The sequence below is a fragment of the Paenibacillus sp. MMS18-CY102 genome (genome assembly GCF_009789195.1).
Classification (GTDB): domain Bacteria; phylum Bacillota; class Bacilli; order Paenibacillales; family Paenibacillaceae; genus Paenibacillus_T.
Genome location: NZ_WSTC01000005.1, coordinates 15426 through 30562, shown reverse-complemented (window position 1 = coordinate 30562; position 15137 = coordinate 15426). Strand labels below are relative to the sequence as shown.

The window sequence follows — 15137 nt, the reverse complement described above, 5'->3', positions numbered from 1 at the left end:
GGCGACTTGTAAACACGCAATATGAAGGGGGCAAGCCGGATGACGGCAACGGCATTGAAGCAACGCAGCTTACTTGGGTTGAAAGACCTCGACGCAGCAGAAATCGAATCGATTCTTGACCGAGCGGCTTATTGGGAAGGGCAGGCGGAGAAGCTAACGCCTGTACTGCAAGGGAAGTTCGTCGCGAACATGTTTTTCGAGAACAGCACGCGGACTCGCTTCTCATTCGAGATGGCAGAGAAGCGGCTCGGAGCGGAAGTGATGAACTTCGCAGCGGCAGCCTCCAGCGTAGAGAAGGGCGAATCGATCTACGACACAGTGCGAACGCTCGAGTCGATGGGCATTGACGCAGGCGTCATTCGGCTGAAGCCAATAGGCATGCTGGAAGAGATTGCAGCGAAAGTGAAAGTGCCGCTTATCAATGCAGGGGATGGCAACAATGAGCACCCGACGCAAGCGCTGCTTGATTTGTACACAATGCGCAAGCATTTTGGCGATCTCAAGGGGTTGTCGGTTTCCATCATCGGCGACATTCTGCACAGCCGTGTAGCACGCTCGAACCTGTGGGCGCTTCGCAAGCTTGGCGCAGATGTGAAGTTCTGTGCGCCAGCTGAGATGCAAGCAACCGAGTTGGACGCGCCTTACATCTCCATGGACGAGGCAGTGAAAGCGGATGTTGTTATGATGCTGCGCGTACAGTTGGAGCGGCATGCTACAGGAATGATGAAGTCCGCTGAGCTCTATCGTGAAAGCTACGGGCTAACGGTGGAACGGGCTAACCGGATGCAATCGAACGCGATTATCATGCACCCTGCACCGGTAAACCGGGATGTAGAAATCGATAGCGAGCTAGTGGAGCATGCCAAATCCCGCATTTTCCCGCAAATGGCCAACGGTGTTCCGATTCGGATGGCTGTTATGGAACGGGCAATGGGCTAACGGATTAGATCTAGACCAAATAGATGATTTGGGCAACTATGAAGGGAGATTCGCAACAATGTCAGTATGGATTCTGAATGGCCTCGTATGGAACGAAGAAGCGGGCACGCTCGTGAAGAAACATGTACGCACGGAAGGCGGCAACATCGCTGAGATCGTGGACGGCTCCCAGCAGCCTGATACAGCGGGCAGCGAAGTTATTGATGCAGCAGGCAAGCTTGTGAGCGCTGGTTTCATCGATATGCACGTCCACCTTCGCGATCCAGGCTTTGAATATAAAGAAGACATCGCAACCGGCACTCGCTCGGCTGCAGCAGGCGGGTTCACAACGATTGCATGTATGCCGAACACACGTCCGGTAACGGACACGGCTGAAACGGTGAAATACATCCTTGATAAAGCAGCCAAAGAAGGCATCGTACGCGTACTGCCATATGCAGCGATTACGAAAAACGAGCTGGGCCGCGAGCTGACTGACTTTGCAGCTTTGAAAGAAGCGGGTGCCATCGGATTTACAGATGACGGCGTCGGCGTCCAAAACGCGCAAATGATGAAAAATGCAATGGCACTGGCGAAGTCGCTCGATATGCCGGTCATCGCTCACTGCGAGGACGACTCGTTGGTTGAAGGCGCATGGGCTTCGGAAGGCAATTTCTCCAAAAAGCATGGCCTCAAAGGCATTCCGAACGAGTCCGAAGCGATCCATGTAGGCCGCGATGCGCTGCTTGCGGAAGCGACAGGCGTTCACTACCACGTCTGCCACGTCAGCACGGAGCAATCGGTACGCTTGATTCGCTTGGCGAAGTCGATCGGAGTTAGCATCACAGCAGAGGTTTGCCCGCATCACTTGGTGCTGTCGGATGAAGATATTCCGGGCCTGGATGACGCTAACTGGAAAATGAACCCGCCGCTGCGTACGCCACGCGACGTGCAAGCGGTCATCGAAGGCCTTGAGGACGGGACGATCGATATCGTCGTTACCGACCACGCGCCTCATAGCGCGGAAGAGAAAGCTCGCGGCCCGTTGCTCGCACCATTTGGCATCGTTGGCTTCGAGACAGCTTTCCCGCTGTTGTACACGAAGTTCGTACGCACAGGGCAATGGACACTCGGCTTCTTGCTGAAACGTATGACAGCTGATCCAGCTCGCGTGTTCAACCTGCCAACGGGCCGCTTGGAAGTAGGCGCGCCTGCTGACTTGACGGTTGTGGATCTGGAAAACGAACGCGAAGTACGTCCAGAAACATTCGCTTCGAAGAGCAACAACACACCGTTCGGCGGTTGGAAGCTGTATGGCTGGCCAACGGCGACAGTCGTAAACGGCAAGCTCGTATGGACCAAAGCGTAAGCGGAGCAATGCCCCGAACGAACGTTAACCCGAATCAAAGAATGGCCATTATAAGCAAACACAGTTATTTCATTAAGATTCAGAACTTCTGAGGAGTGATACGGATGCAAGCGAGATTGTTGTTGGAAGACGGTACGCTGTTTACAGGCCTCGCCTTCGGCGCTGAGGGCCAATCGACTGGCGAAGTCGTATTTAATACAGGAATTACAGGTTACCAAGAGGTACTGTCCGATCCATCCTACTGTGGCCAAATCGTAACGATGACGTACCCGCTCATCGGCAACTATGGCATTACGCGCGATGACTTCGAAGCAGTGCGCCCTTACATTCACGGCTTTGTTGTACGCCGCCATGAGCCGGTGCCAAGCAACTGGCGCGGTGAGTACTCGCTGGACTACCTGCTCAAAGAGTATGGCATTACAGGCATCAGCGACATCGATACTCGGATGCTTACGCGTAAGCTTCGTAACTTCGGTACGATGAAAGGCCTTCTGACGACAGGCAACGAACGGATTGAAGAATTGCAAGAGCGTTTGGGCGTTGCACAATTGCTGCATGACCAAGTAGCGCGCACGTCGACGAAAAACATTTTCTCGGCTCCAGGCAACAAAGAGCGCGTCGTTCTGATCGACTTCGGCGCGAAGAGCGGCATCGTAAAAGAATTGTCGAAGCGCGGTTGTGACGTCATCGTCGTTCCGCATGACACGACGGCTGACCAAATCCGCCGCCTGAATCCTGACGGCATTCAATTGTCCAACGGCCCTGGGGATCCAAAAGACGTTCCATATGCGGTTGAGACGGTTAAACAACTGATCGGCGAATTCCCGATCTTCGGCATCTGCCTTGGCCACCAACTGTTTGCCCTGGCAAGCGGCGCTGACACGACTCGCCTGAAGTTCGGGCACCGCGGCGGCAACCACCCAGTTAAAGAATTGGCAACGAACCGTTGCTACATTACATCCCAGAACCATGGTTATACGGTGCTGGAAGATTCGATCGCTGGCACGGACCTCGAAGTGACGCACATCAACAATAATGATGGCTCAATCGAAGGCCTTAAACATAAGAAACATCCAGTATTCACTGTGCAATACCATCCAGAAGCTGCGCCGGGCCCACATGATTCGAGCTATCTGTTCGACCAATTCCTGGACATGATTCGCGACCACAAGAAGAACAACCCATTGAAGCCGCTTCAAACACGGCTGCAGGAGACGTTGAAGGGAGAGCTGCAGTATGCCCAAAAATAATGAACTCAAAAAAATTCTCGTAATCGGATCCGGTCCGATCGTTATCGGACAAGCAGCTGAATTTGACTACGCTGGCACGCAGGCTTGCCAAGCATTGATGGAAGAGGGCTTTGAAGTCGTCCTCATCAACAGCAACCCAGCAACAATAATGACGGATACGAACATGGCGCATAAAGTTTACATTGAGCCAATTACGCTTGAATTCGTATCGCAAATCATTCGCCAAGAGAAGCCAGACGGCTTGCTCCCAACGCTGGGCGGCCAAACAGGCCTTAACATGGCAGTTGAGCTTGCTCGTGCAGGCGTTCTCGAGCGCGAGAACGTGAAGCTGCTCGGTACGCAGCTTGATGCAATCGAGCGCGCGGAAGACCGCGACTTGTTCCGTGAGCTGATGCGTGAACTGGAACAGCCTGTTCCAGAATCCGTAATCGTAACGACGGTTCAAGAAGCAGTGGACTTCGCGAATGAGATCGGCTACCCAATCATCGTTCGTCCGGCTTACACGCTCGGCGGTACGGGCGGCGGCATTTGTGCGAATGAAGAAGAGCTTCTAGAGACAGTTGCGTCAGGCATTCGTTACAGCCCGATTGACCAATGCTTGATCGAGAAATCGATCGCTGGCATGAAGGAAGTTGAATATGAAGTTATGCGTGATGCGAACGACAACTGTATCGTTGTCTGCAACATGGAAAACTTCGACCCAGTAGGCGTGCACACAGGCGATTCGATTGTCGTTGCACCAAGCCAAACGCTGTCTGACCGTGAGTACCAAATGCTCCGTTCAGCATCGCTCAAAATCATCCGTGCGCTGAGCATCGAAGGCGGCTGTAACGTACAGTTTGCGCTTGATCCGCACAGCTACCAATATTATGTAATCGAAGTTAACCCGCGCGTAAGCCGCTCGTCGGCACTTGCATCCAAAGCAACGGGCTACCCAATTGCGAAGATGGCAGCAAAAATCGCATCGGGCTACACGCTCGACGAAATCGTCAACCCGGTTACAGGTCAAACATACGCTTGCTTCGAGCCTACACTTGACTACATCGTTTCCAAAATCCCGCGTTGGCCGTTCGATAAATTCACATCGGCTAACCGTAAGCTCGGAACGCAAATGAAAGCGACTGGCGAAGTTATGGCAATCGGCCGTACCTTCGAAGAGTCGATCCATAAAGCGGTCCGCTCACTCGAAATCGGCGTACACCGCCTGCACTTGAAAGAAGCTTCGTCGCTTGACGACGAGACGTTGACAGCACGCCTGGTTAAGCCAGACGACGAGCGCATGTTCTTGATCGCAGAAGCTTTCCGCCGTGGCTGGAAGCTGCTCGATATTCAAGACCTGACGAAAGTCGACTGGTGGTTCCTCGACAAAATCGAAAGCCTGATCGCTTTCGAGGATCGTATCCGCAAAGAGGCTACGCTGACGAGCGAAACGCTTTATGAAGCGAAACGCAAAGGCTTTTCTGACCGTTCGATCGCTGAATTGCGCCGCGAAGGTGCTGCCAAATCGCATACGCATGAAGATGACATTCGTGCGCTGCGCGTTGAGCAAGGCTTGAAGCCAGTTTACAAAATGGTTGATACATGTGCGGCTGAGTTCGAAGCGACGACGCCTTACTACTACTCGACTTATGAAACAGAGAACGAAGTGACAGAAACTAGCAAACAAAAAGTGCTCGTGCTTGGCTCCGGCCCAATCCGGATCGGCCAAGGCATCGAGTTCGACTACTCGACTGTACATGCTGTTTGGGCAATCCAAAAAGCAGGTTATGAAGCGGTTATCATTAACAATAACCCAGAGACTGTTTCGACGGACTTCTCGACTTCTGACCGCTTGTACTTCGAGCCGCTCTTCTTCGAGGATGTAATGAACGTTATCGAACAAGAACAGCCAATCGGCGTTATCGTTCAGTTCGGCGGCCAGACGGCAATCAACCTTGCTGCTCCGCTTGCTAAAGCTGGCGTACGCATTCTCGGTTCGAGCCTTGAAAGCATCGATGCGGCAGAAGACCGCAAGAAATTCGAAGCTATGCTTCGCAAGCTTAACATTGCACAACCTGAAGGCAGCACGGTAACGAACGTAGACGAGGCTGTAGCAGTTGCACAAGGCCTGGGCTATCCGGTTCTTGTTCGCCCTTCGTACGTACTCGGCGGACGCGCAATGGAAATCGTATACTCGGATACGGAATTGCTGCTCTACATGAAAGAAGCAGTCAAAATCAATCCTGAGCATCCGGTCCTGATCGACCGCTACATGCTGGGCAAAGAAGCGGAAGTTGACGCGATTTGCGACGGCGAGACGGTTCTGATCCCAGGCATCATGGAGCATGTCGAGCGCGCAGGCGTTCACTCCGGTGACTCGATCGCAGTATACCCTCCACAATCGTTGTCGGATGATATTAAGCAACAAATCATCGACATTACGATTAAGATTGCGAAGGAACTGCAAGTAATCGGACTCGTGAACATCCAGTTCGTCATCCATGAAGAAAAAGTATACGTCATCGAAGTTAACCCGCGTTCGTCGCGTACGGTTCCGTTTTTGAGCAAAGTAACGAACCTGCCAATGGCAAACCTGGCAACGAAAGCGATCCTTGGAACGAAGCTCGCTGAGCTTGGTTATACGGATGGCCTGTGGCCAGAAGATGAATATGTATCGGTTAAAGTACCGGTGTTCTCCTTCGCGAAGCTTCGCCGCGTAGACCCGACGCTGACGCCAGAAATGAAATCGACAGGCGAAGTTATGGGCCGCGATGTACAGTATGAGAAAGCACTGTACAAAGGCTTGATCGGTGCAGGCATGAAAATTCCAACGACTGGCGCGATCGTCGTAACCGTTGCGGATAAAGATAAAGAAGATGCGGTAGAATTGATGCAAGGCTTCGCAGCACTCGGCTACAAGCTGATTGCTACAGGCGGCACGGCAACTGCGCTTGAAGATGCTGGCCTGCGCGTTACGCGCGTTAACAAGCTGAGCGAAGGAACGCCGAACATCCTCGACTTGATCCGTACGGGACAAGCTAACTTCGTAGTCAACACGCTGACGAAGGGCAAAACGCCTGAGCGTGACGGCTTCCGCATTCGCCGTGAAGCGGTTGAGAACGGTGCAGTTTGCTTGACTTCCCTTGATACAGTTCGCGCATTGCTCCGCATGCTGGAGACGCTCAACTTCTCCTCGCGTTCGATGCCGGTGTTCAAATAATAGTTGCTAAAGCGGCCAACGACCGTCCATTCTTGTCCTTAAATGGAGCAAGAATGGATGGCGCGTGGCCGCCTTCCATGTCCGGGTGGTGGACTTTGGATACATGACATAAAACGAGAGAGGGGAATGGCGATGGGTTTAACCAAGGAGCAAGCTGCACGGCGCGTCATGGTCGCTCTTGATTATCCAGATGCCGATGCAGCGGAGCGTTTGCTGCAGGAGCTCAGCGGGATCCCTTGTTATATGAAAGTTGGGATGCAGCTGTATTTCGCAGCTGGGCCTGCATTTGTCCAAGGGCTGAAAGAACGAGGCTATCATGTGTTCCTCGACCTCAAGATGCATGACATTCCCAATACAGTCAAAGGCGGGGCTAACAGCATTACGAAGCTCGGCGTGGATATGTTCAACGTGCATGCCGCAGGCGGCAAAGCGATGATGGAAGCGGCTATGGAAGGTGTAGAAGAAGCGTTAGCCAGTTCTGCTGGCGCAAAGCGCCCGACGGTGATCGCGGTAACGCAGCTTACGAGCACAAGCCAGTCGGTACTGAACGACGAGATTGGCATTGCCGGACCGATTGACCAAGCCGTGCTTCGTTACGCTCGGCTTACGCGCGAAGCAGGGCTTCAAGGCGTCGTGGCATCCCCGCAAGAGGTACAAGCGATTAAAGGGGCATGTGGAGAAGCATTCCAAACCGTCACGCCTGGCATCCGCCCTGCGGGAGCAGACATTGGAGACCAATCGCGTATTATGACGCCTTCGCAAGCGATATTGGCAGGAACGGATTTTATGGTCATTGGCCGGCCGATTACTGCAGCGCCAAGCCCTCGTGCCGCGCTCGAAACTATTATTGAGGAGCTGATGAGTGTATGACAACGGTATCCATAGAACAATTGCCGCGTGAAATTGCCAAGAGCTTATTAGAAATCGAAGCGGTTGCGCTTCGTCCCAATGATCCATTCACTTGGACGTCTGGCTTGAAATCGCCGATTTATTGCGATAATCGCTTGACGATGACGTATCCAGCGATTCGCGATCTTATTGCAGAAGGCTTCGCTGCTGTCATCCGCGAACGGTACCCGAATGCAGAGGTAATCGCAGGTACGGCAACAGCCGGCATCCCACATGCCGCATGGGTAGCGCAAAAGCTTGGCTTGCCAATGGCGTATATTCGCGACAAAGCGAAAGGGCATGGCAAGCAGAACCAAATCGAAGGACGCATTCAAGCAGGGCAAAATGTCGTCGTTATCGAGGACCTGATTTCGACAGGCGGCAGCTCGCTTAAAGCGGCAATTGCAGTGCAAGAAGCAGGAGCAACCGTTAATGCAGTGCTTGCCATTTTCTCGTACCAATTCGCTCAAGCAACGGAAGCCTTCGCACAAGCAGGCGTTCCGCTTGAAACGTTATCCAACTACACAGCGTTGATTGACGTTGCTGCCGAGATTGGCAAAGTACAGCCGGATGATATCGCCGCACTGAAGGCATGGCGTGAAAATCCACAAGCATTCGGCCAATAAATACGATTTCTATTCGAAGAAGCCAGGCTCTTGATTAGAGCCTGGTTTTTTTGTTTGCTTGAATTTGTATACATGAAAACGTTTCCAGATATTAAATTGCATAATTCGACACTTTTCTTAAGCTTTTCGCTATTTTTTCTTCTTTTCTGACACGGCGACGCCGATGAAGTAAGTAATCGTAATATAAGGAAAGAGGAGTTGTTGGTTGATGGCAAGAGTGTCAAGAGCGATATTTCGGATGGACTTGAAGAAGAAAATAATAGGGCTAATTGGCATTCCACTTGCGCTTTATTTAATTACCGCGTTTTATTATCCAGAAGATTTTAAGAAAGATATCAATAAGATAACGTCTGATATTTATGATTTAGCCTATATGACGAACAATGACGTAATGAATGCGGATCGCGATCTCTACCAGTCGCGAATGTATTACGAGCAGCTACAAGGAGACCGCCTGAAGGGGAAAGCCCGTGAAGATGCCGTCAAAGCGTTCGAAGAAAACTTAGCCCAAGCGACGGAACGGGTTCAAGCTGCTAAGCAGTTAGTTACAGCGGCAGGCTTGATTAATGTGCAAGCGACAGAGAAAGTTGTAGTCAGCGATCTATTCAAAGCTTATGAAGGATTTATCCCGGCATGGGCAGAGCAAGCGCGCCAAGTGATCAAGGCCAATGGTTACGGAACGCCTGCGATGGATAAGTTGTTCGATCAGGGACGTGAAGGCCTTAACGCATTTAGCGATCTCGTGGATGGCTATACGAAGCAATCGATTGACGATGTGCGTTCTGAGAATGCAAAGATGGTGAAGGTGAATTATAGCGTTACGGTCATCTTTATCGTATTGCTGATTCTTTTGATTTTCGTATCCATTCGCAAGATTAACCGGAACGTGACGAGTGCGGTTGGCAAGATGTCTAGCGTTATGGCTGGCGATTTGACATCGAGTGCAGAGAGCAAATATGGGAAAGATGAGCTCGGCCATATTTTGCGTGATGCGGATACGATGATTACGAGATTGAAAAGCATCGTAGGCGTCATTCTCGTGAACACGAACAAAGTGGCCGTTTCCTCTGAAGCGCTCTACACAGCATCGAAGGAAACCTCGGATTCGGCCAAGCATGTAGCTGAACATATTCAAGACGTAACATACGGCACAGAAATACAAGCGAAGAGCGCAGAAGAAACTTCACGCGCGATTGAAGAAATGACAGCCGGCATTTTGCGAATTGCGGACAATACGACATCGATGGCAGACCATTCGGCTGAAACGACGGACATTGCAGCAGAAGGAAGAGAAGCGCTCGATCTGCTTGGCGATCAAATGCGGGAAGTAGTAAGCATTATTACGGAGCTGTCGCACACGATTGAGACATTATCCCATCGGTCGGGGCAGATCAACCAGATTGCAGATCAAATTACGGCTTTTTCGTCACAAACGAATATCCTATCGCTTAACGCTTCCATCGAAGCAGCACGGGCTGGCGAGCATGGCAAAGGCTTCGCTGTTGTAGCGGACGAGATTCGGAAGCTCGCGGCACAATCGATTGAATCCGCAGACACCATTCGTGATTTGGTTGACCAGACGCGCAAAGATATTACGGGCGCATCGCATTATATGGGCCAGACGATGCGTGAAGTCGAGCGCAGCAGCGAACGGATGCAATCGCTGGATGAGAAATTTAGTGGCATTGCAGGTTCAGTGCGTGTCGTAGCAGAGCAATTGCAGGAGAACGCAGCGATTGCAGAGCAAATGTCCGCCAGCGCTGAGCAAGTGAGCGCATCTATGGAGCATTCCTCAGCGGCAGCAGCTGATAATTTGGGCAAAGTGCAATCTGTTGCAGCAGCGACGGAGGAGCAGATGGCGATGATGGCCAACATGGCCGAATCCGCAGAGCAGTTACAGGTAATCGTGCAAGACCTGAATAGTGTCGTTTCTAAATTTAAAGTGGAATAGCAATAATCCCCGTCCTCCTTATGGTGTCGAATGATCGATTCGAGAGCATTAGGGGGATTTTTTGCTCTTTTATAGAATCTTTAACAAAAATGCTGTCGAGGAGCGTAACTTTTCTTATGCGTCAGCCGTCTATAAGTTAAATGAGAAAAATGAAAGTACATAGGGGGGAGGTGTCCACACGCCAATGGGGATGTGGACTGCATTTAAGCGCAAAACGAAACCGTCCGGCGAGGAAATTGCTGCAAGCAATGGGCCGGCATTAGAAGTTGCTCATCGCTCGATGGCTCCTCAGTCCAATGAACCGTTATTAACGGTGAATGGCGTTGAACGAACGTTTCAGGTCGGAGGGCAACCGCTTCATGTATTGAAAGGGATCAACATGCAGTTGCTGCCTAATCAGCTTGTTATGCTCAGAGGCCGATCAGGCTCAGGGAAGACGACCTTGCTTAACATGCTAGGCGGGCTGGATCAGCCAAGCAAGGGGGAGATTTGGTTTCATGGCCTCCCGTTTCATGAAATGGGCGATAACGACCGTACGTTGACGAGACGGAAGGAAATGGGCTTTATTTTCCAAGCGTTTGCCCTTATGCCGTTGCTCTCGGCTTGGGAGAACGTCGAGCTGTCGCTCCGAATGGCTGGCGTACCGAAGGGAGAGTGGAAGCAGCGTGTTGCCCATTGCTTGCGATTGGTCGGGCTAGAGAAGCGGATGCATCATCGGCCCTTCGAGCTATCAGGCGGTGAGCAGCAGCGCGTTGCTATAGCGAAGGCGATCGCCCATCGGCCACGCTTGCTATTAGCGGATGAACCTACTGCGGAGCTAGATTCCCAGATGTCAGCGCAAATCATGGCGGTATTTCAAAATATTATCGAAACAGAACAAGTAACTATATGCATGACAACACATGATCCTACGATTTTGGAGGTTGCCGACCATGTTTACGAGATGGTGGACGGGAAGTTTGTATAAGCGGTGCGCAGCTGTTGTGCTGAGCGTATCGTTATTAACAGTCGGAGGATGCGGGCTGCTGCCGAAAGAGCAAGAAGAAGAGAAGCTGCCATCGATCACGCCGCCGACGATTTCGAAGAAACCGGAGTATGATGTCACCACGACTACGCTTGAGACGAAGGTATCAGCAATTGGCAAAATGCTTTCGCTTCAAGAAGAAACGCTTTACTTTACGCTCGATGGCAAACGGTTGAAGGAGTTATATGTTAAACCGGATAGCAAGGTAAAAGCCGGCGATGTCATTGCAGAGCTGGACGTGGATGACATGCGGAAGGATTTGCGCAACAAGCAGCTCGATTTGCGTAAACAAGAAGTTTCAATGAAGGAAACGCTTCGCAAGAAGGATGAGATGACGCCTGCTGAATTTGAAGCAGCTGTTATCGTATTCGAAGAATTTAAACAGTCGGTTGCTGACATTCAGACGGAGATCGATAAAGCGACGCTGGTCGCACCATTCGCTGGCACGATCGTCGGATTGAAAGTGGCGAAAGGCGATCTCATTAAAGCATACGACCAAATCTGTATCGTAGCGGACAATGGAAATCTAACGGCAGCTGCGAAGCTCGATAAGGATGAATTAGCGCAAGTGAGCATTGGCATGCCGGTAGTGGTTGATGTAAACGGCGCTGGCAAGGTGAAGGGGGTTGTCAAGCAGCTTCCTTCGCCAAGTGAGGATGACAGCAATGGGAATGGCAATGGCGGCGGCCTTGGCCCGAACGGCGAACGTCCGGAGCGCCCAGAAGACTTCTTGATCGTGCAACTGGAGAAAATGCCGAAGGGCGTAGTCCGGGGCACGCTCTTATCGATGGAAATCATTACGAAGCGCAAGGAAAACGTCGTTGTCATTCCGTTGTCTGCGCTGCGCAGTATAGGCTCCCGCAATTATGTACAGGTCATCGAAGCCGATGGCACGAAGCGGGAGGTTGATATTGAGCTTGGCCAACAGACAGCGACGGAAGCGGAGATCCTGAAAGGGTTGACCCCAGGGCAGAAAGTCGTAGGTCGATAAGCTATGGGGATCCCGTTGTTTCGATTTATTTTTCGTAAAATGTGGAATACGCGCTGGCTAACCATTAGTACCTTCGCTGGCCTGGTGCTAGCAGTCGCCTTTGCTACGAGCATTCCGATGTATGCAGACGGTGCGCTCAAGCGCGTCGTTGCACAATCGCTGCAAGAGAAGAGCGACGGCTTGCCTGCTGGCTCCTTGCTCATTCGCAATCAAGCGGCAGCTGGCGGCAAAACAGACCTTAAGGCCCTGACCAAAGTCGACCAGTTCATCGACAAGGATGTTCCGAAACAGATTGGCTTCCCTTCTACGACGAAGGTAAGATCGTATTCGATCCGCAGTACGGAGATCGTTCCAGTTGATCCTTCTAAAGTAGATGCGAGCCGCGTTCGGCAGATGTCGCTTATGACGATGTCGGGCTTGAAGGAAAAGGTAGAGCTTGCACAAGGCCGATGGTTTGTGGACTCAGCTACGAGCGATGATGGCGTTGTAGAGGCTGTCATGCTGGAAGAAGCGATGTACCGTAATGATATTCACATTGATGACGTCTTTGAATATCCGGTGTATGGCGGTTTGGATTTGACGCTCAAGGTGAAGATCGTAGGGGCTTATAAGCCGCTAGCTGATACTGATCCGTATTGGTATCAAGGAATCGAGAGCTTAATGAGCAGCCTCCAGATCGGCGGCGAGACGTTTACGGGCCAACTGATGCAGCAGCAGAGCATTCCGTTGCATACGGCAAGCTGGTATTACGCTTTCGATTTGAAGGAAATCAAGACGAGCCAGCTGTCACCGCTTGGCCACACACTTGACCGTTTGAACATTGACTTAAACCAACAGATGAAGAATACGAAAATCGAAATTTCGTTCGCATCGACGCTGACGGAATTCCGCAAGCAGAGCTTGCAGCTGCAGACGTTGCTATTTACGCTGGCTGCACCGATGATTGCAATGGTCTTCTATTTCATTGCGATGAATGCACGCCAGTCGCTCGACAAGCAGCGCTCGGACATTGCTGTTCTCCGCAGTAGAGGAGCGAAGACGCGCCAGATCGTATGGATTTACTTGCTCGAAGGATTAATGCTCGGCGTTGCTGCTTTGATTGCAGGCCCTTTGCTAGGATGGTTTATGGCGAAAAGCATTGGCTCGGCAAATGGCTTCCTTGCGTTCGTTGAACGTAAGTCGATTCCAATCGGCTTCTCAACAGATGCGATGATTGCTGGCGGAGCAGCCGTTCTGTTGGCTATTCTAGCGACAGTCATTCCAGCAGTGATCTATGCTCGGTCATCCATCGTTAGCTACAAGCAGCAATTGGCGCGATCGGATCGCCGGCCAGGCTGGCAGCGTTGGTTCTTGGACGTCTTGCTGCTGGGCATCGCTGGATATGGTTGGTATCTATTTAATGAGCGCCAAATGATCACGTTCCAAACCGGCATGACAACCGATCAGCTGAACGTTCAGCCCTTCTTATTTTTCGTGCCGGCGATTGCGATATTTGCGCTCGGATTGTTCTTCTTGCGTATCTTCCCATGGCTGCTGAAGCTATTTAATTGGCTAGGGCGCAAGCTGCTTCCGGTGCCGCTATATTTAACGCTTACGCAATTGTCCCGATCATCCAAGGGTTATTATCCGCTGATGATTTTGCTTATTTTAACGCTCGGCCTTGGTGTCTATAACGCATCTGCGGCACGGACGATCGACTTGAATTCAACAGAGCGAATCCTTTACAAATTCGGTACGGACGTCACGATCCAAACGGTTTGGGAAGGGCGCGCAGAGGTCGTTGATAACGGCCAAGGCGGAAGCGGCGGCCAAGGCAACGGCGGGGGGAATGAAGGTGGAGGCAATGGCGGCAATGGAGGAAACGGTGGTGGCGGTGGCGGAGGCAATCCGAATGGCGGAGGGAATAAGACGCCAACCCGCATTAATTACTCGGAACCTCCGTTCCAAATATTCAAGGATCTGGAAGGTGTAGAAGCTGCGGCGCGTGTTCTGCAGACGAAGGGCAATGTGGTCGTAGCGAACCGTTCCATTGGCCAAGGCACATTGATGGGAATTGATAACGTTGATTTTTCCAAGGTTGCTTGGTTCGGGGAAGGGCTGTATCCCGTCCATCCTTACTATTATCTGAACAATCTTGGCTTGTTCGAGCAAGCGGCACTTATCCCATCTTCTGTTGCAAAGAAGTATCAGCTTAAGCTTGGCGATACGATTGAGGTGGGGATGCCAGACGGCATGATTGAATTCGCAATCGCGGGCATTCTGCCATACTGGCCTAGCCAATACCCTGATAAGTCACCGTTCATTATTGCGAACCTGGACTACATCTACGACCAAATGCCGATTATCCCGTACGATGTATGGCTGAAGATGAAGCCAGAGGCGAAGGTAGGACCGATCATGACGGCGTTGCAGCAAAAAGGAATCGAGCTCGCATCCGTCCAAGATTCGCGTGCGGAGCTGCTCACCCAGTCGAAGCTGCCAACGCGCGGTGGCGTATTCGGGATATTGAGCCTCGGGTTCCTCGTTTCCGTTGTCGTTTCGTTGACGGGTTATATTTTGTACTGGTTCTTCAACCTGTCTGGCCGGGTCGTTCAATTCGGTGTTCTGCGGGCAATGGGGCTGTCGCGTCGCCAATTAACGGGCATGCTGCTGCTAGAACAGCTGTTCACAGCTGGGCTATCGATTGGGCTTGGGATTCTCATTGGCAAAATCGCGAGCTTGCTATTCCTGCCGTTTCTCCAAACGACGGACAATGTTGCGGGCTCTGTGCCGCCCTTCCGGGTCGTCTTCGACTCTAAGGATACGACGCAGCTGTACATTGTCGTGTCAGTGATGATGCTGATTGGCGCATTGCTGCTGCTTACGCATATTCGCAGGCTGCGCGTCCATCAAGCGGTCAAAATGGGAGAGGAGCGGTAAGC

Annotated in this window: 10 protein-coding genes; all 10 read left to right on the top strand. The window is 51.7% G+C overall.

Annotated elements, in window-relative coordinates; all coding sequences use genetic code 11:
• Window positions 1-39: 39 nt before the first annotated feature.
• The 10 genes from GON22_RS04865 (at window position 40) to GON22_RS04820 (ending at window position 15135) form a co-directional block, all read left to right on the top strand.
• Window positions 40-939, top strand: coding sequence for an aspartate carbamoyltransferase catalytic subunit (locus tag GON22_RS04865; RefSeq protein ID WP_160394989.1), 900 nt, complete (start codon window positions 40-42; stop codon window positions 937-939).
• A 58-nt stretch (window positions 940-997) separates the two neighbouring features.
• A complete protein-coding gene (locus GON22_RS04860) occupies window positions 998-2287 on the top strand; it encodes a dihydroorotase (RefSeq protein WP_160394988.1) in 1290 nt (429 codons plus the stop codon).
• 104 nt (window positions 2288-2391) lie between these two features.
• Window positions 2392-3537 (top strand): carbamoyl phosphate synthase small subunit, encoded by a 1146-nt coding sequence (locus GON22_RS04855; protein ID WP_160394987.1) that lies wholly within the window; start codon window positions 2392-2394, stop codon window positions 3535-3537.
• Complete coding sequence (gene carB, locus GON22_RS04850) at window positions 3524-6736, top strand: carbamoyl-phosphate synthase large subunit (protein ID WP_160394986.1); 3213 nt, start codon at window positions 3524-3526, stop codon at window positions 6734-6736. Before GON22_RS04855 ends, carB begins: the two co-directional genes overlap by 14 nt.
• 132 nt (window positions 6737-6868) lie before the next feature.
• Window positions 6869-7606: an orotidine-5'-phosphate decarboxylase gene (pyrF, locus tag GON22_RS04845; protein ID WP_160394985.1), complete on the top strand. Its 738-nt coding sequence runs from the start codon at window positions 6869-6871 to the stop codon at window positions 7604-7606.
• On the top strand, window positions 7603-8250 hold the full coding sequence (gene pyrE, locus GON22_RS04840) for an orotate phosphoribosyltransferase (RefSeq protein ID WP_160394984.1): 648 nt from the start codon (window positions 7603-7605) through the stop codon (window positions 8248-8250). The genes pyrF and pyrE overlap by 4 nt, the downstream gene beginning before the upstream one ends.
• Window positions 8251-8458: 208 nt before the next feature.
• A complete protein-coding gene (locus GON22_RS04835; protein ID WP_160394983.1) occupies window positions 8459-10201 on the top strand; it encodes a methyl-accepting chemotaxis protein in 1743 nt (580 codons plus the stop codon).
• Window positions 10202-10385: 184 nt separating this feature from the next.
• Window positions 10386-11168 (top strand): ABC transporter ATP-binding protein, encoded by a 783-nt coding sequence (locus tag GON22_RS04830; RefSeq protein ID WP_160394982.1) that lies wholly within the window; start codon window positions 10386-10388, stop codon window positions 11166-11168.
• Window positions 11134-12216 (top strand): efflux RND transporter periplasmic adaptor subunit, encoded by a 1083-nt coding sequence (locus GON22_RS04825; RefSeq protein ID WP_160394981.1) that lies wholly within the window; start codon window positions 11134-11136, stop codon window positions 12214-12216. Before GON22_RS04830 ends, GON22_RS04825 begins: the two co-directional genes overlap by 35 nt.
• 3 nt (window positions 12217-12219) lie before the next feature.
• Window positions 12220-15135: an FtsX-like permease family protein gene (locus GON22_RS04820; protein WP_160394980.1), complete on the top strand. Its 2916-nt coding sequence runs from the start codon at window positions 12220-12222 to the stop codon at window positions 15133-15135.
• The last annotated feature ends 2 nt before the right edge of the window (window positions 15136-15137 follow it).

Excerpts from the sequence above, each read along its gene's own strand:
- GON22_RS04865 (WP_160394989.1), top strand. The coding sequence starts at position 40 with ATGACGGCAACGGCATTGAAGCAACGCAGCTTACTTGGGTTGAAAGAC.
- GON22_RS04860 (WP_160394988.1), top strand. The coding sequence starts at position 998 with ATGTCAGTATGGATTCTGAATGGCCTCGTATGGAACGAAGAAGCGGGC.
- GON22_RS04855 (WP_160394987.1), top strand. The coding sequence starts at position 2,392 with ATGCAAGCGAGATTGTTGTTGGAAGACGGTACGCTGTTTACAGGCCTC.
- carB (WP_160394986.1), top strand. The coding sequence starts at position 3,524 with ATGCCCAAAAATAATGAACTCAAAAAAATTCTCGTAATCGGATCCGGT.
- pyrF (WP_160394985.1), top strand. The coding sequence starts at position 6,869 with ATGGGTTTAACCAAGGAGCAAGCTGCACGGCGCGTCATGGTCGCTCTT.
- pyrE (WP_160394984.1), top strand. The coding sequence starts at position 7,603 with ATGACAACGGTATCCATAGAACAATTGCCGCGTGAAATTGCCAAGAGC.
- GON22_RS04835 (WP_160394983.1), top strand. The coding sequence starts at position 8,459 with ATGGCAAGAGTGTCAAGAGCGATATTTCGGATGGACTTGAAGAAGAAA.
- GON22_RS04830 (WP_160394982.1), top strand. The coding sequence starts at position 10,386 with ATGGGGATGTGGACTGCATTTAAGCGCAAAACGAAACCGTCCGGCGAG.
- GON22_RS04825 (WP_160394981.1), top strand. The coding sequence starts at position 11,134 with ATGTTTACGAGATGGTGGACGGGAAGTTTGTATAAGCGGTGCGCAGCT.
- GON22_RS04820 (WP_160394980.1), top strand. The coding sequence starts at position 12,220 with ATGGGGATCCCGTTGTTTCGATTTATTTTTCGTAAAATGTGGAATACG.